Raw genomic sequence first — 21,310 nt, forward strand, 5'->3', positions numbered from 1 at the left:
ACGTCGCAGTGCCGTTATGGACTCATTTACACACCTACTTGAAAATGTCAACTTGGACTGTCGTAGTCTTGGTGGAATGAAGCGTGACAACTGTCAGCTCACAAACCACCAGGTGTTCCCAATATTAGTGTTGCTTCCATTCTTTGCAATAAAAGGGCTCTCACATTACGATGGTTCTGTCCTAAGCCGGATGTTTGGTCGAAAAAAGGATGCACTGTATTCCTATTTGTCACAAGACGACATCAACTGGCGAAAGGTGATATACCGCATAACCAATTGGCTTCTAATGAAAGTGACAATGCGGAACGATCACAAGAAAAGCAAATTGCCGACAGTACTGATAGCAGATGACACAGACCTTCCTAAGGCAGGCTTTCACATGGAAGACATTAGAAAAATTTTCTCACATGTACACCATACGAAACAAAGTTCTATTTGAGTATTTAGAAGTCGTGACGGTTGTGGCTGAAATCACTGAGGCTGGGGCTGAATCTGAAGATTTGAATATGCAGGTCATTGAAAACGACAAGAGGTTGGCTGCTCTTAAAGCCTACGCTATGACAGCCTAAGTCTAAATCCGAAACTTGAGTTAAGTTATTATATACACCAATGGATTGCTTGAACAGGAAGTTTCCGAAATAGTACGCATACAGCGCACTTATACCAATATGGGACTGTACAACAACGATAAGATGGGTCAATGTAAAAACCTGAGGGGTAAATTTATAAATTATTATCTTTGTCTCCAAATTCATAGCTTATGGAGTTAAACGGTTATCGCCTTCTTCTTCCTGAAGGCACTTTAGAGTACTTTGATCTTGTTGATGTGAAGGAAAACGTGAATGAAGTTGTGATCTACCTTGAGGAAAAAAATATCGTTCCTGAGAAGTATACAGATCAGGATACTGAGAGTAAAGGCTTTTATGATCCTGTTATTGTTCAGGATTTCCCTCTTCGTGGCAAGAAGGTCTTCCTTAATATTCGTCGTCGTCGCTGGCTCTTAAAGAAGCATAATGAGTATATCTCTCGTAACTGGCGTATGGTGGCTGAAGGTACTCGTATGACGCAAGATTTTGCGTCTTTTTTAAAAGAACTATATTGATAGCTATCCGATCAGTTGCAAGCTCTTAGGTGTTTTATATGGAGTTGACGGAGATTTATTGGAGCGTCAATACCGTAACCATCTAAGTGGTTATCTCCATTGGGACCAACTTGTTCATGCAGAGGATTGGCTACTATCCGAAAAGAATATCGGTGCTTATATCTGTATTGATGGGGTAGCCCTCTCGCGTGGAGAACTCTATACTGTACTGATCAATAAAGAAGCTCACGGTGGTAAAGGTAGTATGATTGCTATCATTAAAGGTACGGACGTTCATACGGTCACTTCTGTCCTGCTTAAGCTATCCCGTCGCCGCCGTTACCAAGTGCGCGAGATTACTTTGGATATGGCTCCTAACATGGAGCAGATTGCCCGCATCTGCTTTCCTGCGGCCAAACGTGTTACCGATCGCTTTCACGTACAGAAGTTAGCTTATGAGCGGTGCAGGAGATGCGTGTAAAAGCTCGCTGGGAGGCTTTGGATGAAGAGTCCACTCAGATTGCTTATGCAAAGGCCTGTGGAAAGATGTATCATGCACCTGTTTTCGTTAATGGAGATACAAGAAAGCAGTTGTTAGCGAGAAGCATTTATCTGCTTTACAAGAAGGAAGCCTTATGGACTCAGTCTCAAAAAATACGAGCTGAAATTCTTTTCAAGGAATATCCCGATATAAAGAAAGGATATTATCTGTCTATGCGGTTAGGCTTAATCTATCATCAGTGTAAGTTTAAGGATATTGCTTTGACAAGGCTGGCAAGGTGGTATGATGAGGTAGATAAATCAGGGTTCCTCACCTTTGGAAGGGTCGCACGTTCTATACAAACACATTATCTGAATATAATCAATTTTTTTGAAAGGAGGGCAACCAATGCTGCAACAGAGTCATTCAATGCTAAAATCAAAGCATTTAGAGCACAGTTCAGAGGAGTAAGAGATAGAGCTTTTTTCTTATATAGACTTGCTAAATTATAGGCTTAAATATAAAATCCCTCAGATTGTTACGTTGACCCTTGCCCCCCATCAGCAAACCAACGAGTTACGAGGAGTAGAAAAGAAAAACGGAGAGAGTTTTTCAACTTTCTCCGCTTCAGTACCCAGACCCGGTACAAGCCATAGAAATCATAGGAAAATAAAAGAATTTATCTTCCTTATTATCAACTATTTGAATATTTCCTATTTTCTCTATTTTTGCCATATTTTGCCCATTTTCCGTTATTCAGTACACTTTTAGTACACTTTGAAATATCATTTTCTTTTGTACCTTTGCAATATTGGAAAACAAAAGAAAATCAACTATTTAGCGTAATCACCCGGTTATGGTACCTAAATCGGGATAAAACCTCTAAACAATGGCAAAGTTAGAAAATAAAACGAAAGAAAACCCCAAGTTAGAGCAAAATAAGCTCTCGGATGGTAGAATCAGCCTTTACTTAGAGTATTATTTAGGTAGAGAGGAAAAGCCCGTATTAGATGAAAACGGCAATCAAGTGTACTATGATAGTGGAAAGATGCAAGGTAAGCCCAAGTTTGCAGTAAAGCATAACAGGCGAAAAGAAAACCTTAGTCTGTATCTGATAGATAAGCCCCGTACCCCTGCGGAACGCCAGCAGAACAAAGAAACATTGGAGCTTGCCACAAAGATACGTGCGGAGCGTGAGCAGGAATTTAAAGAAAGTATGTTGGGCTATCGGTTGAAAAAAGATAGAACGGTCAATTTCTTAGACTATTTCCAAGCCTATATCAACAGTTATACCAAGAAAGATATTCGCATGGTACAAATTGCGCTTAGCCGTTTTAAGGACTTCTTAAAAGAGCAATACCCCATGAATGAGTTTAGTATCAAACCGGAACTTATCACCAAAGAAATGATGGAGCAGTTTGTAGCCTATTTGCAATCCCGAAGTGTGGGTGAAGGTGCTAAAAGCATTTACCAGCGTTTCAAGAAAGTTATTCGATATGCGATTGACCACGATGTAATGTTGAAAGACCCATGTAAAAGTGTTACCTGTAAAGTGGATAGCCAAATGCTTCGAAAAGATGTTCTTTCTCCCGAAGAAATACAAAAGTTGGCGGCTTGCCATTATGACAACGAGAACCCGAATGTCAGACGGGCTTTTATCTTCTGTTTATACAGTGGTTTGCGTTTCTGTGATGTAAAAGACCTTACCTATAAGAATGTGGATTACGCTAATCGGTTATTGAAATTTGAACAAAGCAAGACAAAGGGACATTCTGCCAGTAGTGGTGTGGTTATTCCCCTGAATGATGGTCTATTGTCTATCATTGGTGAAGCCCCGGCAGATAAAAACTGTTTGATATTCGATTTACCTACTTACGAAAGTTGCTGTAAATCAGTAAAGCGTTGGGTAAAGAGAGCCGGGATAGACAAACATATAAGCTGGCATTGTGCCCGGCATTCGTTTGCCGTGAACATTCTGAACAATGGGGCAAATATCAAAACCGTAGCCAGCCTTTTAGGGCATAGCGGATTGAAGCATACGGAGAAGTACACCCGTGCGGTGGATAAATTGAAAGAGGAAGCAATAAACAGCTTGCCCGAACTAAAGTTTTAACCATAAAAGACTTATCTTTGTAACTATGAACTTTGAAGCATTAGTAAAACATATCAGCACGATACAGAACACGTTGCAGGCACAAGCCGCACATGCTGTAAACCTTGCCCTTACTTCCCGTAACTGGCTTATGGGTTGCTATATTGTAGAATTTGAGCAGAACGGAGAAGACCGTGCCGCCTACGGTGAACAACTGTTGAAGAAGCTGGAACAACGACTGAAAACAAAAGGTCTGAATGAACGTAGATTCAGGGAATTTAGACGGTTGTACCTTGTTTATCCACAACTAAAAGAACCTGTTACACAATACATTGCATCACAAATTCAAATTCGGCAGTCATTGACCGCCGAATTCACTGAACCAATTCGGCGGTTGGTGACCGCCGAATCTGAAAATGGAGTTTGGAAACTATCAACAGAATACCCACAAACCGAAACATGGATGATTCCGGCTGATAGATTATTCAATAGATTATCTTCCACCCATTTAAACACTATATCGGGAATTGAGAACCCGGTAAAACGTGCTTTCTATGAAATGGAAACCATTCGTGGCTGCTGGTCTGTAAAGGAGTTGGAGCGACAAATCGCATCTTTATATTACGAACGTAGCGGACTATCCAAAAACAAAGAAGCCCTCTCCGCTTTAGTCCAGCAACAAGCAACCTTATTACAACCTAAAGATGTTATCAACACCCCTGTTACTTTGGAGTTCTTAGAGTTGAATGAACGTGCATTGGTGACAGAAACTGATTTGGAACAAGCCATTCTTGACAACCTGCAACACTTCCTGTTAGAAATGGGACATGGCTTCTGTTTTGAAGCCCGGCAAAAACGTATCTTGATAGACGAGGATTATTTCTTTGCCGACCTTGTGTTCTATCACCGCATTTTGAAATGCCATGTTATTGTAGAATTGAAGATAGATAAGTTCCGCCATGAGTACGCTTCGCAACTAAATATGTATCTGAACTATTTTAAAGCGGAAGTGATGCAGCCGGATGATAACCCACCTATCGGCATTTTGCTCTGCACCGAAAAGGGAGATACCTTGGTTAAGTATGCCACTGCCGGGTTAGACCCAAATATTTTTGTGCAAAAGTATAGGATAGAACTTCCAACAGAAGAAGAAATAAAAGTATTCATTTCTTCCTCAAACTATGAGAGTTACAAACTTTAAAATTGGCGAAAAGAAAAAAGATTGTTTCTTCTTTCGCCAGCACATATATTTTGCAGGCTACAAAAGTTAGTTTGGTACGTTTTGGATATATATACAAAAGCACAAACTAAACTCACAATAAAGTAGATTAAAAAAAAGAGAAGATGTTTTGATAAAGTCAGGAATCTATTTTCCCTTTTTAAGAGAACAACTCACGAGGTTATTCTATATTTTAATTGCAATTAGTTTATAGTATGGAAGATTTTAACTCACAATATGCCAACCATTCGAAATTAGAACAGCTAAAGCAGTTCATTTTGGAACATGGTACTTATATCGAACTCAAAAAGGGTGAACAATTCACTATTCAAGGCAAAGTGAATCATCGGGGAGCTTATATCGAACACGGCTTATTGAGATATACTCGTGTGGATGAAAAAGGGAATATACATATAGTAGGATATACTTTCTCCGGAGAGTTTACAGGAAGTTTATGCACACTTATAGAGCCTAATCAACCGTCATTAGTAACAATTGAAGCCGTTTGCGATACAAAGATTTGTTATATACCCTATTTAAAAGTAGAGGAATTCTTTGCCACAAATGTAGAAACCATGCAAGTAAAATGTACTCTTATTGAACAATCATACTTATTAATGTATCATAGATTAATAGATATGTACTGCAAGACTACGGCAGAACTGTATCTTGACTTATTGAATAGATGCCCCGATATTCAAGAGTACATTACGTTAAAGGAGATTGCCTCTTTCTTGCAAGTCACACCGGAAACAATCAGTCGCATACGCCGTGGACTGAATAAATAGCTTACGACAATGAAAGATTTTAATTCATACCTCGACAATTTAGACTATTCCCTCGTAAAAGATTTATTTCATGAAAAAGGGAAGCAACGTATATACCACAAAAAAGATTTCTTTATTCGTCAGAATGAAATATCACGTTTTGCCGAATGGGTAGAAAACGGTACATTCCAATATACATATATTGATGGAGAGGGTGAAGAACACATTGTTGGATACGCTTTCACCAACGAGTTTGTATGTGACTATTCTTCTTTAATGAGAAGTGGCTTATCGTTAGTAAATATTCAAGCCATAACAGAGTGTTCTGTATATGAAATATCCCGTCATGACATTATTGAATATTGGGAAACGGATATGAAAACTCAACGATTCGGAAGGCATGTGGCAGAGAGTCTATTTGAAATGGTATATGAACGATTACTTGATTCATATTGTACGCCTGAAATACGATACAGGAACTTGATGGAACGTTGTCCTAACTTGAAAGAAGTAGTTCCTTTGAAAAGCATCGCTTCATTCTTAGGGGTTACACCGGAAACCATTAGCCGCATACGCCGCAAGTTAGAGATATAACTCACCTTTTAACAATTGTTATATTGGGGTCTTGATAATTGTCAAGACCTTTTTCCTCCACCTTTCATTACTTTGCACACATTGATTAAAAACTATTAGTATGATACGGAAATTAATGAAAGAAGAATATAAAAATGCTATAAACTTATCCTATCAAGTATGTATAGAGTGTGGCATTAACGATTTTACGGAAGAAGGGATTGAAACCTTTAAAAGTTTCGTGTATGACACATCGTTGATGAATACGCTTGACATATATGGGGCTTTTGACAATCATTTATTGATAGGAATAATCGGTGTACATCGGGAAAGGCAACATATATCCCTCTTCTTTGTCTTGCCACACTATCATCGGCAAGGAATAGGAAAATCGTTATTTGACTATATGATGAGCAATTGTAATTTTACTTATATAACAGTTAATTCTTCAACCTATGCAGAAACTTTTTATACATCTTTAGGCTTCAAAAAAGTGGGTAAAAAAGAGATTAATAAAGGTATTGTTAGTATCCCTATGAAGAGAAATATATAATTATTGTCAATCACTTAAAATAGAGATAAGATGAAAAAGAAAATTACTTTATGTATGGTGCTTTCCACATTCATTATTTGCGCCATGTTATGTCTGACAAATTGTAGTAACGATGATGCCCCTACTTCTGTCTTCACCCCCGAAGCCCTGAAGCAAACTACTTGGCAAGCGCAAATGACCGTGTACAATATCGAAGATGAGATAGACTACACAAAACAATCCATTCTTCAGTTTACTAACGAATCAGAAGGCATTTATACAAGGACGAACGAAGAAGACGGATATATGTGGAACACAGATTTTACTTATCAAGTAAATGGAAAAATCATCACGTTCGACAACATAGCAGGTCCGTGGACAGTGATGGAATACACAGGAACACATCTCGTAATGGAAGCCTATAATCCCAATAAGATGGTGTGGACGTTGGAGAAGATGTATTAACCTAAAAATAGCGGATATGAAGATTTCAACAATTCTCTTTTTCTGCCTACTAATGACAGCTTGTATGCAGACAAAATCCTTTCACCGGACAAACGGCTGGTACTACGTAACATCACAGACTACAGACAGCCTTTCACAAACACCTTTCCTTACTGTTATGGATTTCGATTCTTTACGTTTGGAAACTGATGCTTTTGGACACTCGGTCATTACCGGTGTCTTCCTCCAAGATAAATTGCCTATATGGAGAGAAGCCACAACAAAGAGTGTAGGAAAGTACATCGCTTTCGTTTTCAATGACACGGTGATAACTGCTCCTCAGGTTAATAGCCCCATAGAAAGCGGATGTTTCCAAATTTCCAATCCGCATGGATATGATTTGGAACGTATCTTTAGGGAACTACAAAAAGAAATTGATATATCAAGGTTTGGAAATTAAATGTTAACTGGAAAATGGGAACATTAGGTTGCATAAATGATATGCTACAACGGGACAAAGAGAACCGTGAGCTTCGCAAGTTGAATAGAGACAGGATGAAAGAACATCACAAATATCTTGTAGGCAAAGGTAAAAATGCTGATTTATCCAATGTTTCCATTGAAAAGATAGAAGAAATCCGTAAAAAAACCATAGAAAAGGAGCAATCAGACCAAATATATATGTTTAGGATATATATATTTCTTACAATATGCCTTTTAGTGCTATTTTTATTGGGATTACTTTGCTATAAACTATTTTTCTAAATTCCCCCAAAACAACAACTTGCGGATTACAATATTATGAATTGAAATAAGCCTTTTCCTAAGTCTCGCTAAGGCTTATTTTTTATATGAATACATACATGAATCTAATTTTAGAACAGCGATTTTTCCGCTTATTGTCGGAATATTCACAACGTAAAGTTTCTGCATCGGAGTTTACAGAAGCTATTGAGGAATTGGCTACGCATGTAGCCGATTTTGGTATCAACGAACAGGATTACAGTATTTTACTTCGCTATTTTTCCTTTGGTTTACACCGTCTTAAATCGTATCGTGTACGGTTTGAGCAAGAAAAAAATGCCCTATTTGCATTTAATTGATGAAGCGATAGGACTTTTGAACACTGAAATACGCCTTATTGAATGGCGCATCAAATACCCGGAACAACTACAGCAACGCATCAATAAACAGCCCCTTTCCCCTCTCTACCTCGCCGACAAAACAACCCTTATCAATATCATGGAAGTGGTAAGCGGCTTATTCCTCTCCAAAGACATCGTTTATCAGAACGGTAAACCTGCCTATTTAGTGGACTTATCCAAAGGTTTTGAATGGTTGTTTAACATTAAGATAAGCGACTGCCACCAAAAACATGAGGACGTGATAAAACGGAAGCCGGGCAAACTCACCGAATTTCTTAATGGACTGGCAAACCTAATCAAAAATGAACATGATAAGAAAGGATATAGATAATCAGCAACTTATGATTTATTTATAGGGGACTCCATTAGTTCTCCTGTAATTTCTTTGTATCCGTTTTTAGAACTTTGCTTCATCAATCGATTGACAAACAAAATGTATAATCTGAAAAATGAAGCAATTATGTATATAGACAATGACGAATTTGGTGGATGGATGCAGAAGCTGTATGCCAAACTGGAAGAACTCTGCAAAGATGTACGGGTACTACGCAATGCAGACAGGGTACTGCCCGAAGATGATAACCTATTGGATAATCAAGACTTGTGCCTGCTGTTCAAAGTAAGCATCAAAACCCTGCAACGCTACCGGGCTATCGGTGCGTTGCCATACTTCACTATCAGCGGAAAAGTGTATTACAAGGCTTCCGATGTCCGGGAGTTCATCAAGGAAAGGTTCAGCGTCACCACGCTACGCCAGTTCGAGAAAGAACACTGTACGAAGAAAAAGAAGTGAATCTGAAAAGCCGGAACGGTGAATGTGCTTCATCCATCCCGGCTTTCCCCGTTTATGGCTTACCCAGCTTATCAGCTTCTTTCTTTAGCTGTTCGGCTTGCTCGTTCAACAGCCTTGCACGTTCCAGTGCTTCCGCCTGCTTTTGGATGCGGTATTCAAAATCCATCACTGAATCGGTCAGACTTCGGATAAAGCCGTTATCCCGTTGCCATTTGAACTTGTTTTCCAGTATATCAAAAGTTTCCCCGTCTGCCTGTCCTTGCATCAGCAAATAGCGGTATTTCATATCGTTGTCCTGTAACTGCTGCATACGTTCAGCCAAACGGATATTCAAGAATATGGAAACGGAACAGATAACCAGCACTGCCGAAAAAAGGAACAATCCCGGACGAATCCAAGAAGCGACCTTGTTGCAAATCCGTTGATAGAGCGGTAAGGGTATAGCTTCCTCTTTATCCGTCTTGCAAGAGCCCAAAGCATCAAGCATTACCTTGAAACAACGGTAGGTTTCCAATACTATTTTCTTGGTGTCCTCGATATGTTTCTGCTGACCTTGCATCCTATTCCTTATCTCGTCAAGCTGGCTTCGGATAGCCTGCAAATCCTTTTCGGGAACAGCCGGGTTACTGTGCAATTCCGACAATGCCTGTTCGATTGCGTTCAGTCTTTCAAGAGTTTCCTCCCGACTGGCTGGCGTTACCTGTGCTTCCTGCTTCTCTTTCAATTCAGTAACCATTGAGAGAAGCCCCTCTAAAATCAAATTTTTCTCCATGTGTTTACAAATTAAGTTGTTTTTTCTTTTTCTTCTTCTTTCTTAAATTCAAGTTTGGTTCTTCATCCGCAGGGGGTGATGAAGCGGTGAACAGACCGAGTGAGCCAGTTATCAACGGACTGTCAGTCTTTCCCTGTGTCGGCAATGGCTCCCGAACGGGTGTAAAAGCTGTCTGCCGTTGATTTCCGACCGTATTCAGTCCTGCATCCCCGAAACATTTATCCAGTTTGGAGAAACTAAAATTGCGGTCTATCTCCGAACCCTTGAACGTGTATTCGCCTTTGGAAAAGGAAACGCCCTGTATCTCGCCCGTCTGCCCCTTGTACTTGAACCGGACAGTAATACCCTTTTCCGCTAACCGCTCCTGTAACTGCCGCCAGTTCTTGAACTTCCCGATTTCGTTCTTTACAGCCGTGTAAATCTCGTATTTCGACTTGTCCGGCTCTTTCAAGCGGTGCTGCTTTACCTGTTCTTTTCCACCAGCAAAATAAAGCCCGTGTTTGGTTTTCAGCTTCTTGCATACCTGCTCGTTACGGTACATATCGTTCCTGTCCGAAATGGTCTTGCCGTTGTTGTCTATGCGGTTGAACACGATATGCACATGTGGGTGTTCCCGGTCTTGATGGCGCACGATGATATACTGCGTATCGGTGATTTTCATTTCACGCATATACTCCTGCGCAAGCTGTACCATCTTCTCGTCTGTCAATTTGGGTGCATCCACTGCCGAATAACTTAACGCAATATGTCCGACAGGCTTCTTCAAATCGGGATTCATCCCGGTCTGCATACAGAAGCTGCGGATTATATCGCCCCGGCTTTCAGTCAGAACCCCGTCCGCATGAAGCAAAACCGCCTGCTCCTTACCAAGCACATAGTTCACACAGCCCTTAAACCCGCTTCCCTTTTTTATTTTTCCAATCATCCGACAACTGATTTATAATTTCGACAATCCTGTTTTTGAGTTTCACCAGTTCCACCGCCACCAGTGCGAAACCTCCGGCATTCGCTCGGTGCGCCAGTTGGTTGATGTTGTTGGCTTCCCCTGCCAGCTTGCGGATGGTGTCCGCATCCTGCCTATTCAGCCGGGGTATGACCTCTGCCGAAACAACCGCCTGCCGGACATACTCACTGACACGCAACCCGGCTTCCCCGGCTCGCTTCCTGATGGCATAATACTGCAACTCGGTCAGCTTCGTGCTGACTACCCGTTGCTGCTTCTCTATCCGTTTCTTTGCCGGACGTCCCCCCGGCTTATCCTTTATATTCGTCATAGGTTTTTACATTTAAATGGTATCTTAAAAATTGCGACCAACGGGAGAAATTTTCTTTGCTGTCAAGCAAAGCAAGGTAGTTTCGGTTTACCGAAACATAACCTTGCTCTCCAAATTAAACCGCCTGTCGCTGGTAATCCTGCCGGACTAAATGCCCCTGCCCCTTTTCTGTCTTGGGGCGGCACGTTGTCCGGTTTCCTGCTTTATCTCCTGCGCTTGGCTGGTGCTGTTCTTCTGTTCCTGCTTCCTGCCGCACAGGTAATCGTTCAAGTCCGAATACCCCCTGTAATTGCCCGAGAAGTCACGCACACGGTAGGAGTATTCCAATTCGATAGCCCGTGTCGCTTCATATCCTGCCTTGTCATTGTCAAGCATACAGTGGATGCGTTCATACGGGTACAGCACGTCAATAGCTTTCGGCACATTGACAGTAGAGTTGAGTATGACATAATCCTGCCTGTCAAGGTCGGGCATGGTCGGGCAGTTCTTCATCCGGAGCGTGAGGAAAGAAAGATAGTCCATAAAACCCTCGAATACCAAACACTTCTCTCTCGGCTCTCCCTGCTGCCGTATATGGGTGATGTCTTTCGGGGCGATGCAGCCTTTGAAAAAGGAATTGCGAACCTCGTAACCTCCTGCTATGTTCGGGAAACCGATAGCAAAGAACGGTCTGCCGTTATTGGTAAAATGGAGTTCCTTACATTCTCTTTTTGCCAGTTCGATATTGATACCCCGTCCCTCCAAGTAACGGAGCAATGCCGGATGGGTCAAGTCACGGACTTCCAAATGTTGGAAACTCGGTTCTGTCCTACGCTGGGGAAAAGAAAAACTGACCGGGCGGACGTGCGGTGTCTGTTCCGCTATCCGGTTTAACAGGTATGGCAGGCTGTCGGAGCAATAGAGTTCCTTTGCCAGTGCGATGATGTTGCCGCCCTTGCCTGCGCGTAGGCTCGGTACAGAACGCCTTACTGCCTTTCGGCAGTAGGTTTTCCCGTACCTGCCCCCAAACCGTACTTGCATGTCTCCACGCATACGGCTCTCCGTTGATAACATGACTTTATTTAGCATGGCTGTGTATTTTGGCATAACACTTTTCACAGACAACCAATGTCTTCCTATGCTTTTCAAGCATCAGCCTGTCGCATTCAGTTTTTCCTTTAAGCTGATTTAGCTTTCTGACATGACGCATGACTACAGGTCCGACTTTTCCACATAATTCACATGTTCTCGCATCCAATCGCTCAGTAAGTGTCGGCTGTGGAATTGCGATTGTGTAGGATAAGTCGTTTACCTCCGTATAGTACATTGGTGGTTTACGTTTGAATCCCTCATTATAGAATTTCCTGTACCGTAATTTACCTTTTGCATCCTGATATGGCACTATAATGTCATTCCCAACCTTATATTTGTCAATGACTTTGCTTACAGTGCTATTGGTTTTTCCTGCAATGGTATGGTACATACTGTACTCCATGATGTATCCAAACTTTGAGAGCGCGTATGCCACGTTGTTGGCAATGCAGTAGTAGTTGTAGAACCCTCTGATTTCAGAGTTATATGCCGCCACTATGTCCTCGATTTTCTTCTTCATAAGATTGCCTCTGAACTTTGCAAACCAAACTTGTCGGCCATTTTCTACCTTGTATCTGATGGCGCTGTATTCTTCCAGTTTGTTCCGCACCGTTTCTATGGCGACCTTTAGGACTATCTTACCGTTGTAATAACGGGCTGGCACATTGTTCTTGTCCCGCTTGATAGCATCAGACTTACGGACTGAAACATCGAAGCCAAGAAATTTCGCGGGCTTTTGTGCGTTTGTTATCAATGTCTTTTCCTGTGACAGTTCCAGCTTGAGGTTTTCTTCCATATACTTGGTAATGTCCGACTTGATTTTAACGCACTCTGCCTTGCTTCCGATAACACCAATGAGGAAATCATCTGCGTATCTTACGTATCGAAGCCTTCTGTATGTTTCATCCATACTGTCTCTGCTCTCAATCTTTTGCCTTTCACGTCTCAGTTTCTCATACTCATCCCTAAGCTGTAATCTGACATCTGCATCCTGTATGTTCTTGATGCTTTTAAGGATGCGTTGCATCTTATCGCTAAGTTGCTTGTATTCTTTGGTGATGTGTCTTTCTTTTCCCTTATTGAAGCGTAGGGCGTATTCTTCCATATACTTGTCAAAATTATCAAGATAAATGTTTGCCAGTATAGGACTGATATTACCGCCTTGTGGAGTTCCCTTGTTTGTATTATGAAACTTCCAGTCTTCAATATATCCCGCATTCAACAACTTGCGGATAAGCCTTAGAAATCTATCATCGGCAATCCGTTTCCGCAAAGTTGCAATCAATACATTGTGGTCTATGTTGTCGAAGAATCCTTTAATGTCTCCTTCCACAAACCATTTTGTACCTGTAAATGTCTTTTGGATATGGGTCAATGCGGTATGGCTGCTTCTGTTTGGCCTGAATCCATTCGCCGTGTTTGCAAACACCTCTTCATAGTCGGTTTCGAGAATCCTCCGCACCATCCCCTGACCCAGTTTGTCCTCAAAGGAAGGAATTCCAAGCGGTCTTTTCTTACCGTTTTTCTTGGGTATGTATATCCTTTTTGCCGGATTAGGCTTGTAAGACTCATCTCTCAAAGATGCAATGACTTTGTTTATTCTTTGAAGACTCATCCGATTGATGGTTTTCCCATCCGTACCGGGTGTCATATTGCCTGGTTTGGCGTAAATACGCTGGTAAGCAACATGAAACATCTCCTCATTGAATAAGATACGGTACAGCCTTTCGAACTTGTAATCCGAAACTTTACCATGCTTGTTTAAAGCTTTTAATACTTGCTCAGGACTTCTCATAATGTCTCACACATTTTCCATTATTTGTATTAAGTTATCTAACTGCTTCCCTTCGCCATGTACAAGGCTTTCCCTTGCTCGGACTACTACGGAAGCTCCGTTCCCATGTCAGATATTCAGGGTCCTATGCCCATAGCCTTACGGCATTCTGATTTAGGGAATCCCCATTTGCTTTCACAATAACTGTTTGGCTCGGCAGACTGTCGGATGCGACTTACGTTCCTATTCCACTTATTGTGGTTGCTCTGAAGCCAGCTCCTGCTCCATTGTAATTTCGGTTTACATGGGGTGCTTCAGCCCGACGTGAATCAAATACCTTTCGTCGGGGCTGGTACGTGTGCAGCAGAACTATCGTTCAACCAATCAGGCTTCATCCTTGTGTCTGTCTTTTCCTCTCGCCATGCAGTCGCAGCTTGGTATTTAGCTGACTAATGACTTTACCGACATGCTTTTGTCACCTTTGGATTTCTCCTCCAGCTAAGTCGTTGAGGATAGGTCTGTTGAACTCTAACCTAATCTCTTGCCATAGAGATATTTATTGTGTAGCCTATATGGGCGCATCAAAGTCATACCAAAGGTTGCGGTCAGTGTTCACCTTGAAAGACGGTTCGTGTTCCTCCCTTAACGGTGATTTGTACCATAAGCCGTTACCCTGCTGCTTGACAGGAGAGTAACCTAAACTATGCAGATAGTCTGCGATGGGTATTTGTTTCACATCTTCGATGTTCATAACATTTTCTTTTTTGGGGATTAAAAAATAGTTGAAAAGTGCGCCAGTCCTGTTTAGTCCGTTATATATATACCCGTACCATACTAAACCTGCCTGTTCCGATACAGGGAAATAGTAAGTCCGTTCCTCTTATATATACACCCGGACTAAACCAAACTGACTTTTAATAATGGAAATCGGGATTATAGCGGTAGCCCTTGCCCTCTTTCACAATCATGCGCTTGTTCACAAGGAACTTGTTCAAATCCACATGGATATTGCGTCCACGCTTGTAGCCGATACTTGCATAACCCTGTTTCAAGGTCTTTAGGACATTCTCGTAACCATATATGACCTGTTTGCCAAAACCGTTTTCCAAAGCTGTCCTGTGCTGTTGCTCCGTCAGTTCTGCCAGTGGAAAGCCCCTGTCTTGGCTGGGTTGCTTGAATACATAACCGTCCACGGCTTCGGGCAATGCGCTGTCGTTGATACGGAATGCGAACGGGTCAAACTCCCGGTCACGTATGTGCATCGCCTTTACCTCGCTTATGTTGCCGTCCTGCGTACTTTTGGTAATTTGCAGGACGGTTTCAGCCTTATTGTTCAGTTCCGTACCGATATGCCCCCTTGTGTTGTCATCCCCCTTGTTCAAATGCAGTACGGTATGGATATGCAGGTTATATCCGCTTGACCAGCGCATCAAGAGGTTGATTAGGTCAGTCGATTCGCTGGGGCTGTTGATGTCATACATCAAGTCACGGATTCCGTCAATGATGAGCAACCCCACATCGGGCATATTTTCAAGCATATAACCGATAATCTGTTTCCGCTTATCGGGTGTCTGCTCCCTTAGCACGATGAAAACAAAATCGTCCCTGTCCTTGTCGGTAGGCAGTCCGGCAAGCCGCAAAATACGCTCCATGACCTTGTGGCAATGGTATTTGCTCTGCTCGGTATCTACATAGAGGATTTTCCGTTTGTTCGGTGGCAGGTATGCCGAATACTTCAATACCTCGTCATTCTTCAACGCTGCCGCAACGATAGCGGAAATGTTGAATGTCTTTTTGCTCTTGGCTTTACCCGTGGATGCACTGAAATTACCCAACGTGCCAATGGTAGAGCCGTTCACCCAGAGTATTTCGGGCGGCACTTCGTAAGTGTCCGTCACCTTTAGATGAATGGTTTTCCAAAGGGCTGCGAAATCCTCTTTCTGCATGGTGATGTCCTGCCCGGCTTCTGTCGCTTTTCTATTTTCCATAGCCGTTATTTCTTTAGAGGACGGTTAAGGATATACTTCTGCGCTTCCTGCTCTATCTGCGCCTGCGTCTTGACCGGGTTCTGACGCAACCATGCTTCCAACTCCGCTTTCTCAAAATAAAGCATTTTGCCCTGCGGCTTGTAATGGGGTATCAAGTTACCCGAAGTCAGCTTGTACAGGTAACTTTTAGAAAGGTTCAAGAACTTGCTCGCTTCATCGAAGCTAAGCACGTTCTTTGAAAGGAACAACATCTTTTCGAGTTCGGAAACTCTTAACTCTAAATTTTTTTCCATATTGTTTAGGAATTTAGGTGAAACAATATGAAGGTGCGCACCCTCGTTTTTTTGTTAACGGGGGCAAAGTTAAGAGCTTGAAAATGAAGTCTAATTGACCTTTGTTTGAGCGTTCAATCTATGCTCAACCTTTTTGCAGTTGTTTGATGTATTTGTCTATGATTTCATATCCTTTCGGATAGATGTTTTTCGCTTGGTCTGTCGCACTCGACAGGTCAGTACGTGTAAGCGGTTCACCTTTTATCTTCTTCAATATCAGTTTATTGTTTGCTATGACAGACTGCCATTCATAAACGATGTAATTATAACAGCTAAGTTGCATCATAAGATAGGCTAACAGACGGGTATTATTAACTTTCAATACCCCATTCAGTTTGCAGTTGAAAAAATCGGTAAGTATTTTGGCACTGACGGTAGTAGTAAACATATTCGCTTCATTCACACAGTCGGTCAGAAGTTTGATTTCATTAGCTTTCAACGTGGACTTGAAAGGATTGCTTTTGCCCACAATCTTGGTTGGATTAGTATCTGCACTTTCCTCTTTCTCTTTTGGCAAGGCTTGCTCTTGGATGGCAACCGCATCTGTATGGTAATTGCTTTCCTGTTCTTGCAGATAGCGCAAATATTTGGAAAGCACGACAAGATTAACGATAATGGACAAATAAGGAAGCCGCCCATCATAACAGGACGGTTCATGCAAATATGCATCCATATCAAAATCAGAGCAGCGGAAACCGATATACTTTTTTCTTTCATCAGAATTCAAGTCCTCAAAATAACCACTTTCCCACAAAAAATCGGGAATATCCATGTCCAATACAATGTTACGCACGACACGGTATTTTTGTTGGATGGCTACAATATTTTCAGTCACACGGAAAATTTCTTGTCGCAAATAATCCTTTAGCTGGGCTTGCGTCAAATATTCACGTTTTAAAAATAGTGCATCTACTTTAGTTTTATAGTCATGAGCTATACAACTATCTAATATCTTCTGTATTTCTCTGAAATTGGTTTCTATATGATTTTCCATAATCGTGTGCCTTTAAACGTTCTTACTACAAATATAAGGTAAGAATCTCACTTTTCCCGAAAACATCGGCAATAATAAGGAAGAAAAGATAGGATAAGCGTTAAGAAATTATAAAGATATGGGGAAGAAAACTATTAAAGTACACCTTTTCTTTGTATTCGTCATTCAGTACACATTTAGTACGCCCTATAAAAGCAGAAAACCCTGATAATCAGGTGATTATCAGGGTTTATTCGTACCCAGACCCGGGGTCGAACCGGGATGGAAGTGAATCCACTGGTGTTTGAGACCAGCGCGTCTACCGATTCCGCCATCTGGGCATGTTTGATTTCTCAAATGCGGTGCAAAGATACAGCTTTTTTCTAAACCTGCAATACTTTTCCTAAAAAAAGGCGAAAAAAACGATAAAACCGACTTGAATCATTCCTTGTTTGTAAAATATGCAGTACATTAGCAGAAACTTTTAAAATCAATAGCATGGTAACCAATAAGGATAATTTCTGTGTAATTATGGGCGGAGGAATCGGCAGCCGTTTCTGGCCATTCAGCCGCAAGACACTTCCAAAACAGTTTCTGGATTTCTTTGGTACGGGACGTTCCTTGCTGCAGCAAACCTTCGATCGCTTCAAGCAGGTAATCCCCATGGAAAATATACTTATCGTAACAAATGACTTATATGCCGACCTTGTAAAAGAACAGCTTCCCGAACTTAAACCCGAACAGATTCTACTGGAGCCGACACGCAGGAATACAGCTCCCTGCATCGCGTGGGCTTCCTATCATATCCGCGCCTTGAATCCGGACGCCAATATAGTGGTAGCTCCTTCGGACCACTTAATTCTGAAGGAAGGCGAATTTCTGGCCGCTATCGAAAAAGGACTGGACTTCGTTTCCCAATCCGATAATCTGCTGACACTCGGTATCAAGCCCAACCGTCCAGAAACTGGATATGGTTATATACAAATAGCCGAAACCGCTGGTGATAACTTCTACAAGGTAAAAACCTTCACTGAAAAGCCCGAACTGGAACTGGCAAAAGTATTCGTGGAAAGCGGAGAATTCTATTGGAACTCCGGTCTGTTCATGTGGAACGTAAATACCATCATTAAGGCAAACGAAGCCCTGCTGCCCGAGCTGACATCCAAACTGGCCCCTGGCAAAGATGTGTACGGAACAGCCCAGGAGAAACAATTCATTGATGAGAACTTCCCGGCTTGCCCCAATGTATCTATAGACTTCGGCATCATGGAAAAGGCTGACAATGTATATGTATCATTAGGCGATTTCGGTTGGTCTGATTTAGGAACCTGGGGGTCTTTGTATGATTTGTCTCCTAAAGATGAGGCAGGCAATGTAGCTCTAAAATGTAAATCACTCATCTATAACAGCAAGGACAATATCGTGGTGCTGCCCGACAACAAACTTGCAGTTATCGACGGTTTGGAAGGTTATCTCATAGCCGAGTCGGACAATGTATTACTGATTTGCAAGAAGGATGAAGAACATACCATCCGCAAATATGTGAATGACGCCCAGATAAAATTGGGAGAAAAATACATTTAAATTAAGAATTAAAGGATAGGTGCCGAAGGTAAAAATAGCGGGAGTTGGAACTCATCCAACTCCCGCTTCCGTTTATTTAGGGGAGGAAAATAAACCGGTTAAAGCGCTGCACGGATGGCTTCCGCCACAGCTTTGAATTCTTCGTCCGTCAGTTTCAGTTTGGGATTGGAAAAAAGCATATCTTTTTCGTTCTGCATAGGAATCAGATGTATGTGCGCATGAGGCACTTCCAGCCCCAATACCGCTTCTCCTACCTTTCTACACGGGAAGGCCTTGCCAATGGCAAGCGCCACTCTCTTGGCGAAAACATGCATCGCCGCCAAATCCTCATCATTCAAATCGAAAATATAATCTACTTCCTGCTTGGGAATGACCAATGTATGACCTTTTACCAACGGATTGATGTCAAGGAACGCAAAGAATCTGTCATCCTCCGCCACCTTGTAGCAAGGTATTTCACCTGCGATAATTCTACTGAATATTGTTGCCATAGCTATAAATTATAAAATAAGGCAAGCCCGTATGCGGACCTGCCTTCCTTTAAAATGATATGTTCACTACTTCCAGGTTAATCATGCCCTGCGGAACTTTGATTTCTGCGATGTCACCTACTTTCTTGCCAAGCAGACCTTGTGCAATCGGAGTATTCACGGAAATCTTTCCTTCCTTCAGATTGGCTTCACTTTCGGAAACGATGGTATAAACCATCTTCATGCCATTCTTCACGTTCTTAAGCTCTACTTTATTAAGAATCTGTACAGAATCGGTTTTCAACTTCGACTCATCAATAATCTTGGCGTCGGCAATGGTCAGCTTCAAATTGTTAATTTTCATCTCAAGCATACCTTGAGCTTCCTTGGCAGCGTCATACTCTGCATTTTCCGACAAATCACCTTTGTCACGCGCTTCGGCAATGGCAGCCGATATTTTGGGACGTTCCACCGTCTCCAGGTGTTTCAATTCGGCCATTAATTTCTTGTAGCCGTCTTCTGACATATAAGCCATACTTTTTCCTCCTTAAATGTTATGTTAGTTTTTAATGGTACTATAAACAAAAAAGAATTCCAACATGGTCAGCATGCTGGAACCCTCTTTCCGATTTTCCTTTGCAAAGATAGCCTTTTATGCAATGCGTGTCAAGCATAAAAGGCTGCTTTGTAACATATTTAAACGAAAACTTCTTATTTATAACATGTTACAGCAATGCTTTCACTGCCGCCTCCAAGTCTTTAACACTCTCTCCACGGGCACTCAACTCATTGTTCTTGTTAACCAGGAACACAGAAGGCACATTCTTCACATTATAAGAAGCCGCTATAGACGAATAAATTCCATTGCCGTCGCGCACACAAATCCAAGGTAGATTGTCGGCAGTTGTTTTCCAATAGTGCTCGTCTGCATCCAGAGAAACCTGATAAATTTCCAATCCCTGGGCAGCATACTTGTCGTACAAGTCACGCAACATATAATTATGTGTAGCAGAAACGGCACTCTGATAAACAGTGAAGTCCACAATAACAGCCTTGCCCTTCAATTCGCTCAACTTACGTGTATTGCCCTTCATGTCACGTAGGTTAATGTCGATGATGCCGGTTTCGGAAATTGCCTCTTCAGGGATTTCCACCACCTTCTGTTGCGGAGTACGGGTATTCTTCATTCCCTTTATTACAATGTTGTAGAGGTTCTTGGAACGGTCTGCATCCGGATAATAATTGTTCAGGCTGGTTGCCACGGCTGCAAAACACTTAACGTCTTCCTTATTGTTCAGAGGGTCGAAAATCAAATAATTATTCAACTTCTGAAACAAGGCGAAATAGGCGGCAGCCGTATTGGGAGCGGCAAAAATATAGCTGATTTTCACTTCATCCTTATAGTTCTTCAATAAAGAGGCGAGACTATCCTCAAAAACATCAGCGCCTATCTTATGTGCCTGCACCGACTGCAGCAATGCATTCACATTGTCCTGAAGCTTCATCTGCTTCAACGTCAAGTCCTTTATCTTCGAGCTGTTCGGAGAACCTTCGACCGTATAGGCAGTGGCAAAATCGGTATAAGGTGCCCTTACCAAAACCGTTTCCGTCGAATCTACCGAGAAATTAATAACCTTGTCATCTACCCGCAAACGATAGAATTCCGGAGACACCGGACGTACCTGCTTGAAGTGGAAAGAACCATCCCCTTTCAGTTTTACAGAATCCAAAGGAACAATACCTTCCAATGCCGAGGCTTCCAAATAAAGCATCTTGCCGTCGGCACCAGACACTTCACCCTCTACTTTGAATTTAGGTTCGGAATTACATGCACCCAATGCTATTGCAGCAAGTGCCATAAAAAAGATTTTCTTCATATCGTATCTTCAGTTTTGTTTTGCAAACGTGCCTGCAAATATACTTCTTTTCAAGTTCAGTCAAAGCA

25 protein-coding genes, 1 tRNA gene and 2 pseudogenes are annotated in these 21,310 nt (G+C 41.9%); 15 read left to right on the plus strand and 13 right to left on the minus strand.

What is annotated here, in order from left to right:
* Positions 1-407: 407 nt before the first annotated feature.
* The 14 genes and pseudogenes from HUX74_RS07950 (at position 408) to HUX74_RS08015 (ending at position 9,127) form a co-directional block, all read left to right on the plus strand.
* On the plus strand, positions 408-569 hold the full coding sequence (locus HUX74_RS07950) for a hypothetical protein (RefSeq protein WP_158562817.1): 162 nt from the start codon (positions 408-410) through the stop codon (positions 567-569).
* 191 nt (positions 570-760) lie between these two features.
* Positions 761-1,102 (plus strand): hypothetical protein, encoded by a 342-nt coding sequence (locus tag HUX74_RS07955; RefSeq protein WP_138345667.1) that lies wholly within the window; start codon positions 761-763, stop codon positions 1,100-1,102.
* Between the two features lie 58 nt (positions 1,103-1,160).
* A pseudogene (locus HUX74_RS07960) lies at positions 1,161-2,074 on the plus strand (transposase).
* A gap of 377 nt (positions 2,075-2,451) precedes the next feature.
* Positions 2,452-3,675: a site-specific integrase gene (locus HUX74_RS07965; protein ID WP_005944350.1), complete on the plus strand. Its 1,224-nt coding sequence runs from the start codon at positions 2,452-2,454 to the stop codon at positions 3,673-3,675.
* Between the two features lie 25 nt (positions 3,676-3,700).
* The gene (locus HUX74_RS07970) at positions 3,701-4,855 is read left to right on the plus strand and encodes a YhcG family protein (protein WP_005944347.1); all 1,155 of its coding nucleotides are present in this window, start codon (positions 3,701-3,703) and stop codon (positions 4,853-4,855) included.
* A 233-nt stretch (positions 4,856-5,088) separates the two neighbouring features.
* Positions 5,089-5,661: a Crp/Fnr family transcriptional regulator gene (locus HUX74_RS07975; protein ID WP_005944344.1), complete on the plus strand. Its 573-nt coding sequence runs from the start codon at positions 5,089-5,091 to the stop codon at positions 5,659-5,661.
* 9 nt (positions 5,662-5,670) lie between these two features.
* Positions 5,671-6,234, plus strand: coding sequence for a Crp/Fnr family transcriptional regulator (locus HUX74_RS07980; RefSeq protein WP_005944341.1), 564 nt, complete (start codon positions 5,671-5,673; stop codon positions 6,232-6,234).
* Between the two features lie 100 nt (positions 6,235-6,334).
* Positions 6,335-6,766 (plus strand): GNAT family N-acetyltransferase, encoded by a 432-nt coding sequence (locus HUX74_RS07985; protein ID WP_005944338.1) that lies wholly within the window; start codon positions 6,335-6,337, stop codon positions 6,764-6,766.
* 30 nt (positions 6,767-6,796) lie between these two features.
* Complete coding sequence (locus HUX74_RS07990) at positions 6,797-7,210, plus strand: hypothetical protein (RefSeq protein WP_005944336.1); 414 nt, start codon at positions 6,797-6,799, stop codon at positions 7,208-7,210.
* A gap of 16 nt (positions 7,211-7,226) precedes the next feature.
* Complete coding sequence (locus HUX74_RS07995; RefSeq protein ID WP_005944333.1) at positions 7,227-7,649, plus strand: hypothetical protein; 423 nt, start codon at positions 7,227-7,229, stop codon at positions 7,647-7,649.
* A 14-nt stretch (positions 7,650-7,663) separates the two neighbouring features.
* Entirely contained in the window at positions 7,664-7,954 is a 291-nt protein-coding gene (locus tag HUX74_RS08000) for a hypothetical protein (RefSeq protein WP_004323652.1), read from the plus strand.
* A gap of 86 nt (positions 7,955-8,040) precedes the next feature.
* The gene (locus HUX74_RS08005) at positions 8,041-8,292 is read left to right on the plus strand and encodes a hypothetical protein (protein WP_004323653.1); all 252 of its coding nucleotides are present in this window, start codon (positions 8,041-8,043) and stop codon (positions 8,290-8,292) included.
* The gene (locus HUX74_RS08010; protein WP_004323654.1) at positions 8,246-8,665 is read left to right on the plus strand and encodes a hypothetical protein; all 420 of its coding nucleotides are present in this window, start codon (positions 8,246-8,248) and stop codon (positions 8,663-8,665) included. Before HUX74_RS08005 ends, HUX74_RS08010 begins: the two co-directional genes overlap by 47 nt.
* Positions 8,666-8,794: 129 nt before the next feature.
* The gene (locus HUX74_RS08015) at positions 8,795-9,127 is read left to right on the plus strand and encodes a helix-turn-helix domain-containing protein (protein ID WP_004323655.1); all 333 of its coding nucleotides are present in this window, start codon (positions 8,795-8,797) and stop codon (positions 9,125-9,127) included.
* Positions 9,128-9,179: 52 nt separating this feature from the next.
* Here the strand turns inward: HUX74_RS08015 and HUX74_RS08020 are convergent, their stop codons facing one another.
* From HUX74_RS08020 to HUX74_RS08065, 10 genes and pseudogenes are all read right to left on the minus strand, one after another.
* Entirely contained in the window at positions 9,180-9,899 is a 720-nt protein-coding gene (locus tag HUX74_RS08020) for a hypothetical protein (protein ID WP_005944331.1), read from the minus strand.
* A 4-nt stretch (positions 9,900-9,903) separates the two neighbouring features.
* Entirely contained in the window at positions 9,904-10,824 is a 921-nt protein-coding gene (locus HUX74_RS08025) for a relaxase/mobilization nuclease domain-containing protein (protein WP_008642636.1), read from the minus strand.
* Positions 10,790-11,173, minus strand: a complete 384-nt coding sequence (locus HUX74_RS08030; RefSeq protein WP_004310825.1) for a MobC family plasmid mobilization relaxosome protein — start codon at positions 11,171-11,173, stop codon at positions 10,790-10,792. Before HUX74_RS08030 ends, HUX74_RS08025 begins: the two co-directional genes overlap by 35 nt.
* 147 nt (positions 11,174-11,320) lie before the next feature.
* Positions 11,321-12,241, minus strand: coding sequence for a toprim domain-containing protein (locus tag HUX74_RS08035; protein WP_152635402.1), 921 nt, complete (start codon positions 12,239-12,241; stop codon positions 11,321-11,323).
* On the minus strand, positions 12,231-14,039 hold the full coding sequence (locus HUX74_RS08040) for a reverse transcriptase domain-containing protein (protein ID WP_174646466.1): 1,809 nt from the start codon (positions 14,037-14,039) through the stop codon (positions 12,231-12,233). The genes HUX74_RS08035 and HUX74_RS08040 overlap by 11 nt, the downstream gene beginning before the upstream one ends.
* Positions 14,040-14,595: 556 nt before the next feature.
* A pseudogene (locus HUX74_RS08045) lies at positions 14,596-14,769 on the minus strand (DNA primase); the annotation flags it as partial.
* A gap of 163 nt (positions 14,770-14,932) precedes the next feature.
* The gene (locus tag HUX74_RS08050) at positions 14,933-16,006 is read right to left on the minus strand and encodes an AAA family ATPase (protein ID WP_004323659.1); all 1,074 of its coding nucleotides are present in this window, start codon (positions 16,004-16,006) and stop codon (positions 14,933-14,935) included.
* Positions 16,007-16,011: 5 nt separating this feature from the next.
* Positions 16,012-16,299, minus strand: a complete 288-nt coding sequence (locus HUX74_RS08055; protein ID WP_005944327.1) for a helix-turn-helix domain-containing protein — start codon at positions 16,297-16,299, stop codon at positions 16,012-16,014.
* Between the two features lie 124 nt (positions 16,300-16,423).
* Positions 16,424-17,332 (minus strand): hypothetical protein, encoded by a 909-nt coding sequence (locus HUX74_RS08060; protein ID WP_007479974.1) that lies wholly within the window; start codon positions 17,330-17,332, stop codon positions 16,424-16,426.
* A gap of 236 nt (positions 17,333-17,568) precedes the next feature.
* Positions 17,569-17,652, minus strand: a tRNA-Leu gene (locus tag HUX74_RS08065).
* A gap of 157 nt (positions 17,653-17,809) precedes the next feature.
* Between HUX74_RS08065 and HUX74_RS08070 the strand changes: the two genes are divergently transcribed.
* Positions 17,810-18,895 (plus strand): mannose-1-phosphate guanylyltransferase, encoded by a 1,086-nt coding sequence (locus HUX74_RS08070; protein WP_117599773.1) that lies wholly within the window; start codon positions 17,810-17,812, stop codon positions 18,893-18,895.
* A 98-nt stretch (positions 18,896-18,993) separates the two neighbouring features.
* On the opposite strand, the gene HUX74_RS08075 is transcribed toward HUX74_RS08070, so the two are convergent.
* From HUX74_RS08075 to HUX74_RS08085, 3 genes are all read right to left on the minus strand, one after another.
* A complete protein-coding gene (locus HUX74_RS08075; RefSeq protein WP_117599774.1) occupies positions 18,994-19,386 on the minus strand; it encodes an HIT family protein in 393 nt (130 codons plus the stop codon).
* 49 nt (positions 19,387-19,435) lie between these two features.
* Entirely contained in the window at positions 19,436-19,900 is a 465-nt protein-coding gene (greA, locus tag HUX74_RS08080; RefSeq protein ID WP_005824394.1) for a transcription elongation factor GreA, read from the minus strand.
* A gap of 190 nt (positions 19,901-20,090) precedes the next feature.
* The gene (locus HUX74_RS08085; protein ID WP_117599775.1) at positions 20,091-21,242 is read right to left on the minus strand and encodes a thioredoxin-like domain-containing protein; all 1,152 of its coding nucleotides are present in this window, start codon (positions 21,240-21,242) and stop codon (positions 20,091-20,093) included.
* Positions 21,243-21,310 lie beyond the last annotated feature (68 nt).

Origin of the sequence: Bacteroides sp. Marseille-P8574 (assembly GCF_902825465.1) — a bacterium.
In the GTDB taxonomy this organism is placed as follows: Bacteria; Bacteroidota; Bacteroidia; order Bacteroidales; family Bacteroidaceae; genus Bacteroides; species Bacteroides uniformis.

What these genes read in the sequence shown, in the direction of transcription:
- HUX74_RS07980 (WP_005944341.1), top strand. Translation starts at nt 5,671, where the DNA reads ATGAAAGATTTTAATTCATACCTCGACAATTTAGACTATTCCCTCGTA.
- HUX74_RS08020 (WP_005944331.1), bottom strand. Translation starts at nt 9,899, where the DNA reads ATGGAGAAAAATTTGATTTTAGAGGGGCTTCTCTCAATGGTTACTGAA.
- HUX74_RS08060 (WP_007479974.1), bottom strand. Translation starts at nt 17,332, where the DNA reads ATGGAAAATCATATAGAAACCAATTTCAGAGAAATACAGAAGATATTA.
- HUX74_RS07965 (WP_005944350.1), top strand. Translation starts at nt 2,452, where the DNA reads ATGGCAAAGTTAGAAAATAAAACGAAAGAAAACCCCAAGTTAGAGCAA.
- HUX74_RS08070 (WP_117599773.1), top strand. Translation starts at nt 17,810, where the DNA reads ATGGTAACCAATAAGGATAATTTCTGTGTAATTATGGGCGGAGGAATC.
- HUX74_RS07970 (WP_005944347.1), top strand. Translation starts at nt 3,701, where the DNA reads ATGAACTTTGAAGCATTAGTAAAACATATCAGCACGATACAGAACACG.
- HUX74_RS08035 (WP_152635402.1), bottom strand. Translation starts at nt 12,241, where the DNA reads ATGCTAAATAAAGTCATGTTATCAACGGAGAGCCGTATGCGTGGAGAC.
- HUX74_RS08015 (WP_004323655.1), top strand. Translation starts at nt 8,795, where the DNA reads ATGTATATAGACAATGACGAATTTGGTGGATGGATGCAGAAGCTGTAT.
- HUX74_RS08055 (WP_005944327.1), bottom strand. Translation starts at nt 16,299, where the DNA reads ATGGAAAAAAATTTAGAGTTAAGAGTTTCCGAACTCGAAAAGATGTTG.
- HUX74_RS08050 (WP_004323659.1), bottom strand. Translation starts at nt 16,006, where the DNA reads ATGGAAAATAGAAAAGCGACAGAAGCCGGGCAGGACATCACCATGCAG.
- HUX74_RS08005 (WP_004323653.1), top strand. Translation starts at nt 8,041, where the DNA reads ATGAATACATACATGAATCTAATTTTAGAACAGCGATTTTTCCGCTTA.
- HUX74_RS08030 (WP_004310825.1), bottom strand. Translation starts at nt 11,173, where the DNA reads ATGACGAATATAAAGGATAAGCCGGGGGGACGTCCGGCAAAGAAACGG.
- HUX74_RS07955 (WP_138345667.1), top strand. Translation starts at nt 761, where the DNA reads ATGGAGTTAAACGGTTATCGCCTTCTTCTTCCTGAAGGCACTTTAGAG.
- HUX74_RS07950 (WP_158562817.1), top strand. Translation starts at nt 408, where the DNA reads ATGTACACCATACGAAACAAAGTTCTATTTGAGTATTTAGAAGTCGTG.
- HUX74_RS08025 (WP_008642636.1), bottom strand. Translation starts at nt 10,824, where the DNA reads ATGATTGGAAAAATAAAAAAGGGAAGCGGGTTTAAGGGCTGTGTGAAC.
- HUX74_RS08000 (WP_004323652.1), top strand. Translation starts at nt 7,664, where the DNA reads ATGGGAACATTAGGTTGCATAAATGATATGCTACAACGGGACAAAGAG.
- HUX74_RS07990 (WP_005944336.1), top strand. Translation starts at nt 6,797, where the DNA reads ATGAAAAAGAAAATTACTTTATGTATGGTGCTTTCCACATTCATTATT.
- HUX74_RS07975 (WP_005944344.1), top strand. Translation starts at nt 5,089, where the DNA reads ATGGAAGATTTTAACTCACAATATGCCAACCATTCGAAATTAGAACAG.
- greA (WP_005824394.1), bottom strand. Translation starts at nt 19,900, where the DNA reads ATGGCTTATATGTCAGAAGACGGCTACAAGAAATTAATGGCCGAATTG.
- HUX74_RS08085 (WP_117599775.1), bottom strand. Translation starts at nt 21,242, where the DNA reads ATGAAGAAAATCTTTTTTATGGCACTTGCTGCAATAGCATTGGGTGCA.
- HUX74_RS07995 (WP_005944333.1), top strand. Translation starts at nt 7,227, where the DNA reads ATGAAGATTTCAACAATTCTCTTTTTCTGCCTACTAATGACAGCTTGT.
- HUX74_RS08040 (WP_174646466.1), bottom strand. Translation starts at nt 14,039, where the DNA reads ATGAGAAGTCCTGAGCAAGTATTAAAAGCTTTAAACAAGCATGGTAAA.
- HUX74_RS07985 (WP_005944338.1), top strand. Translation starts at nt 6,335, where the DNA reads ATGATACGGAAATTAATGAAAGAAGAATATAAAAATGCTATAAACTTA.
- HUX74_RS08075 (WP_117599774.1), bottom strand. Translation starts at nt 19,386, where the DNA reads ATGGCAACAATATTCAGTAGAATTATCGCAGGTGAAATACCTTGCTAC.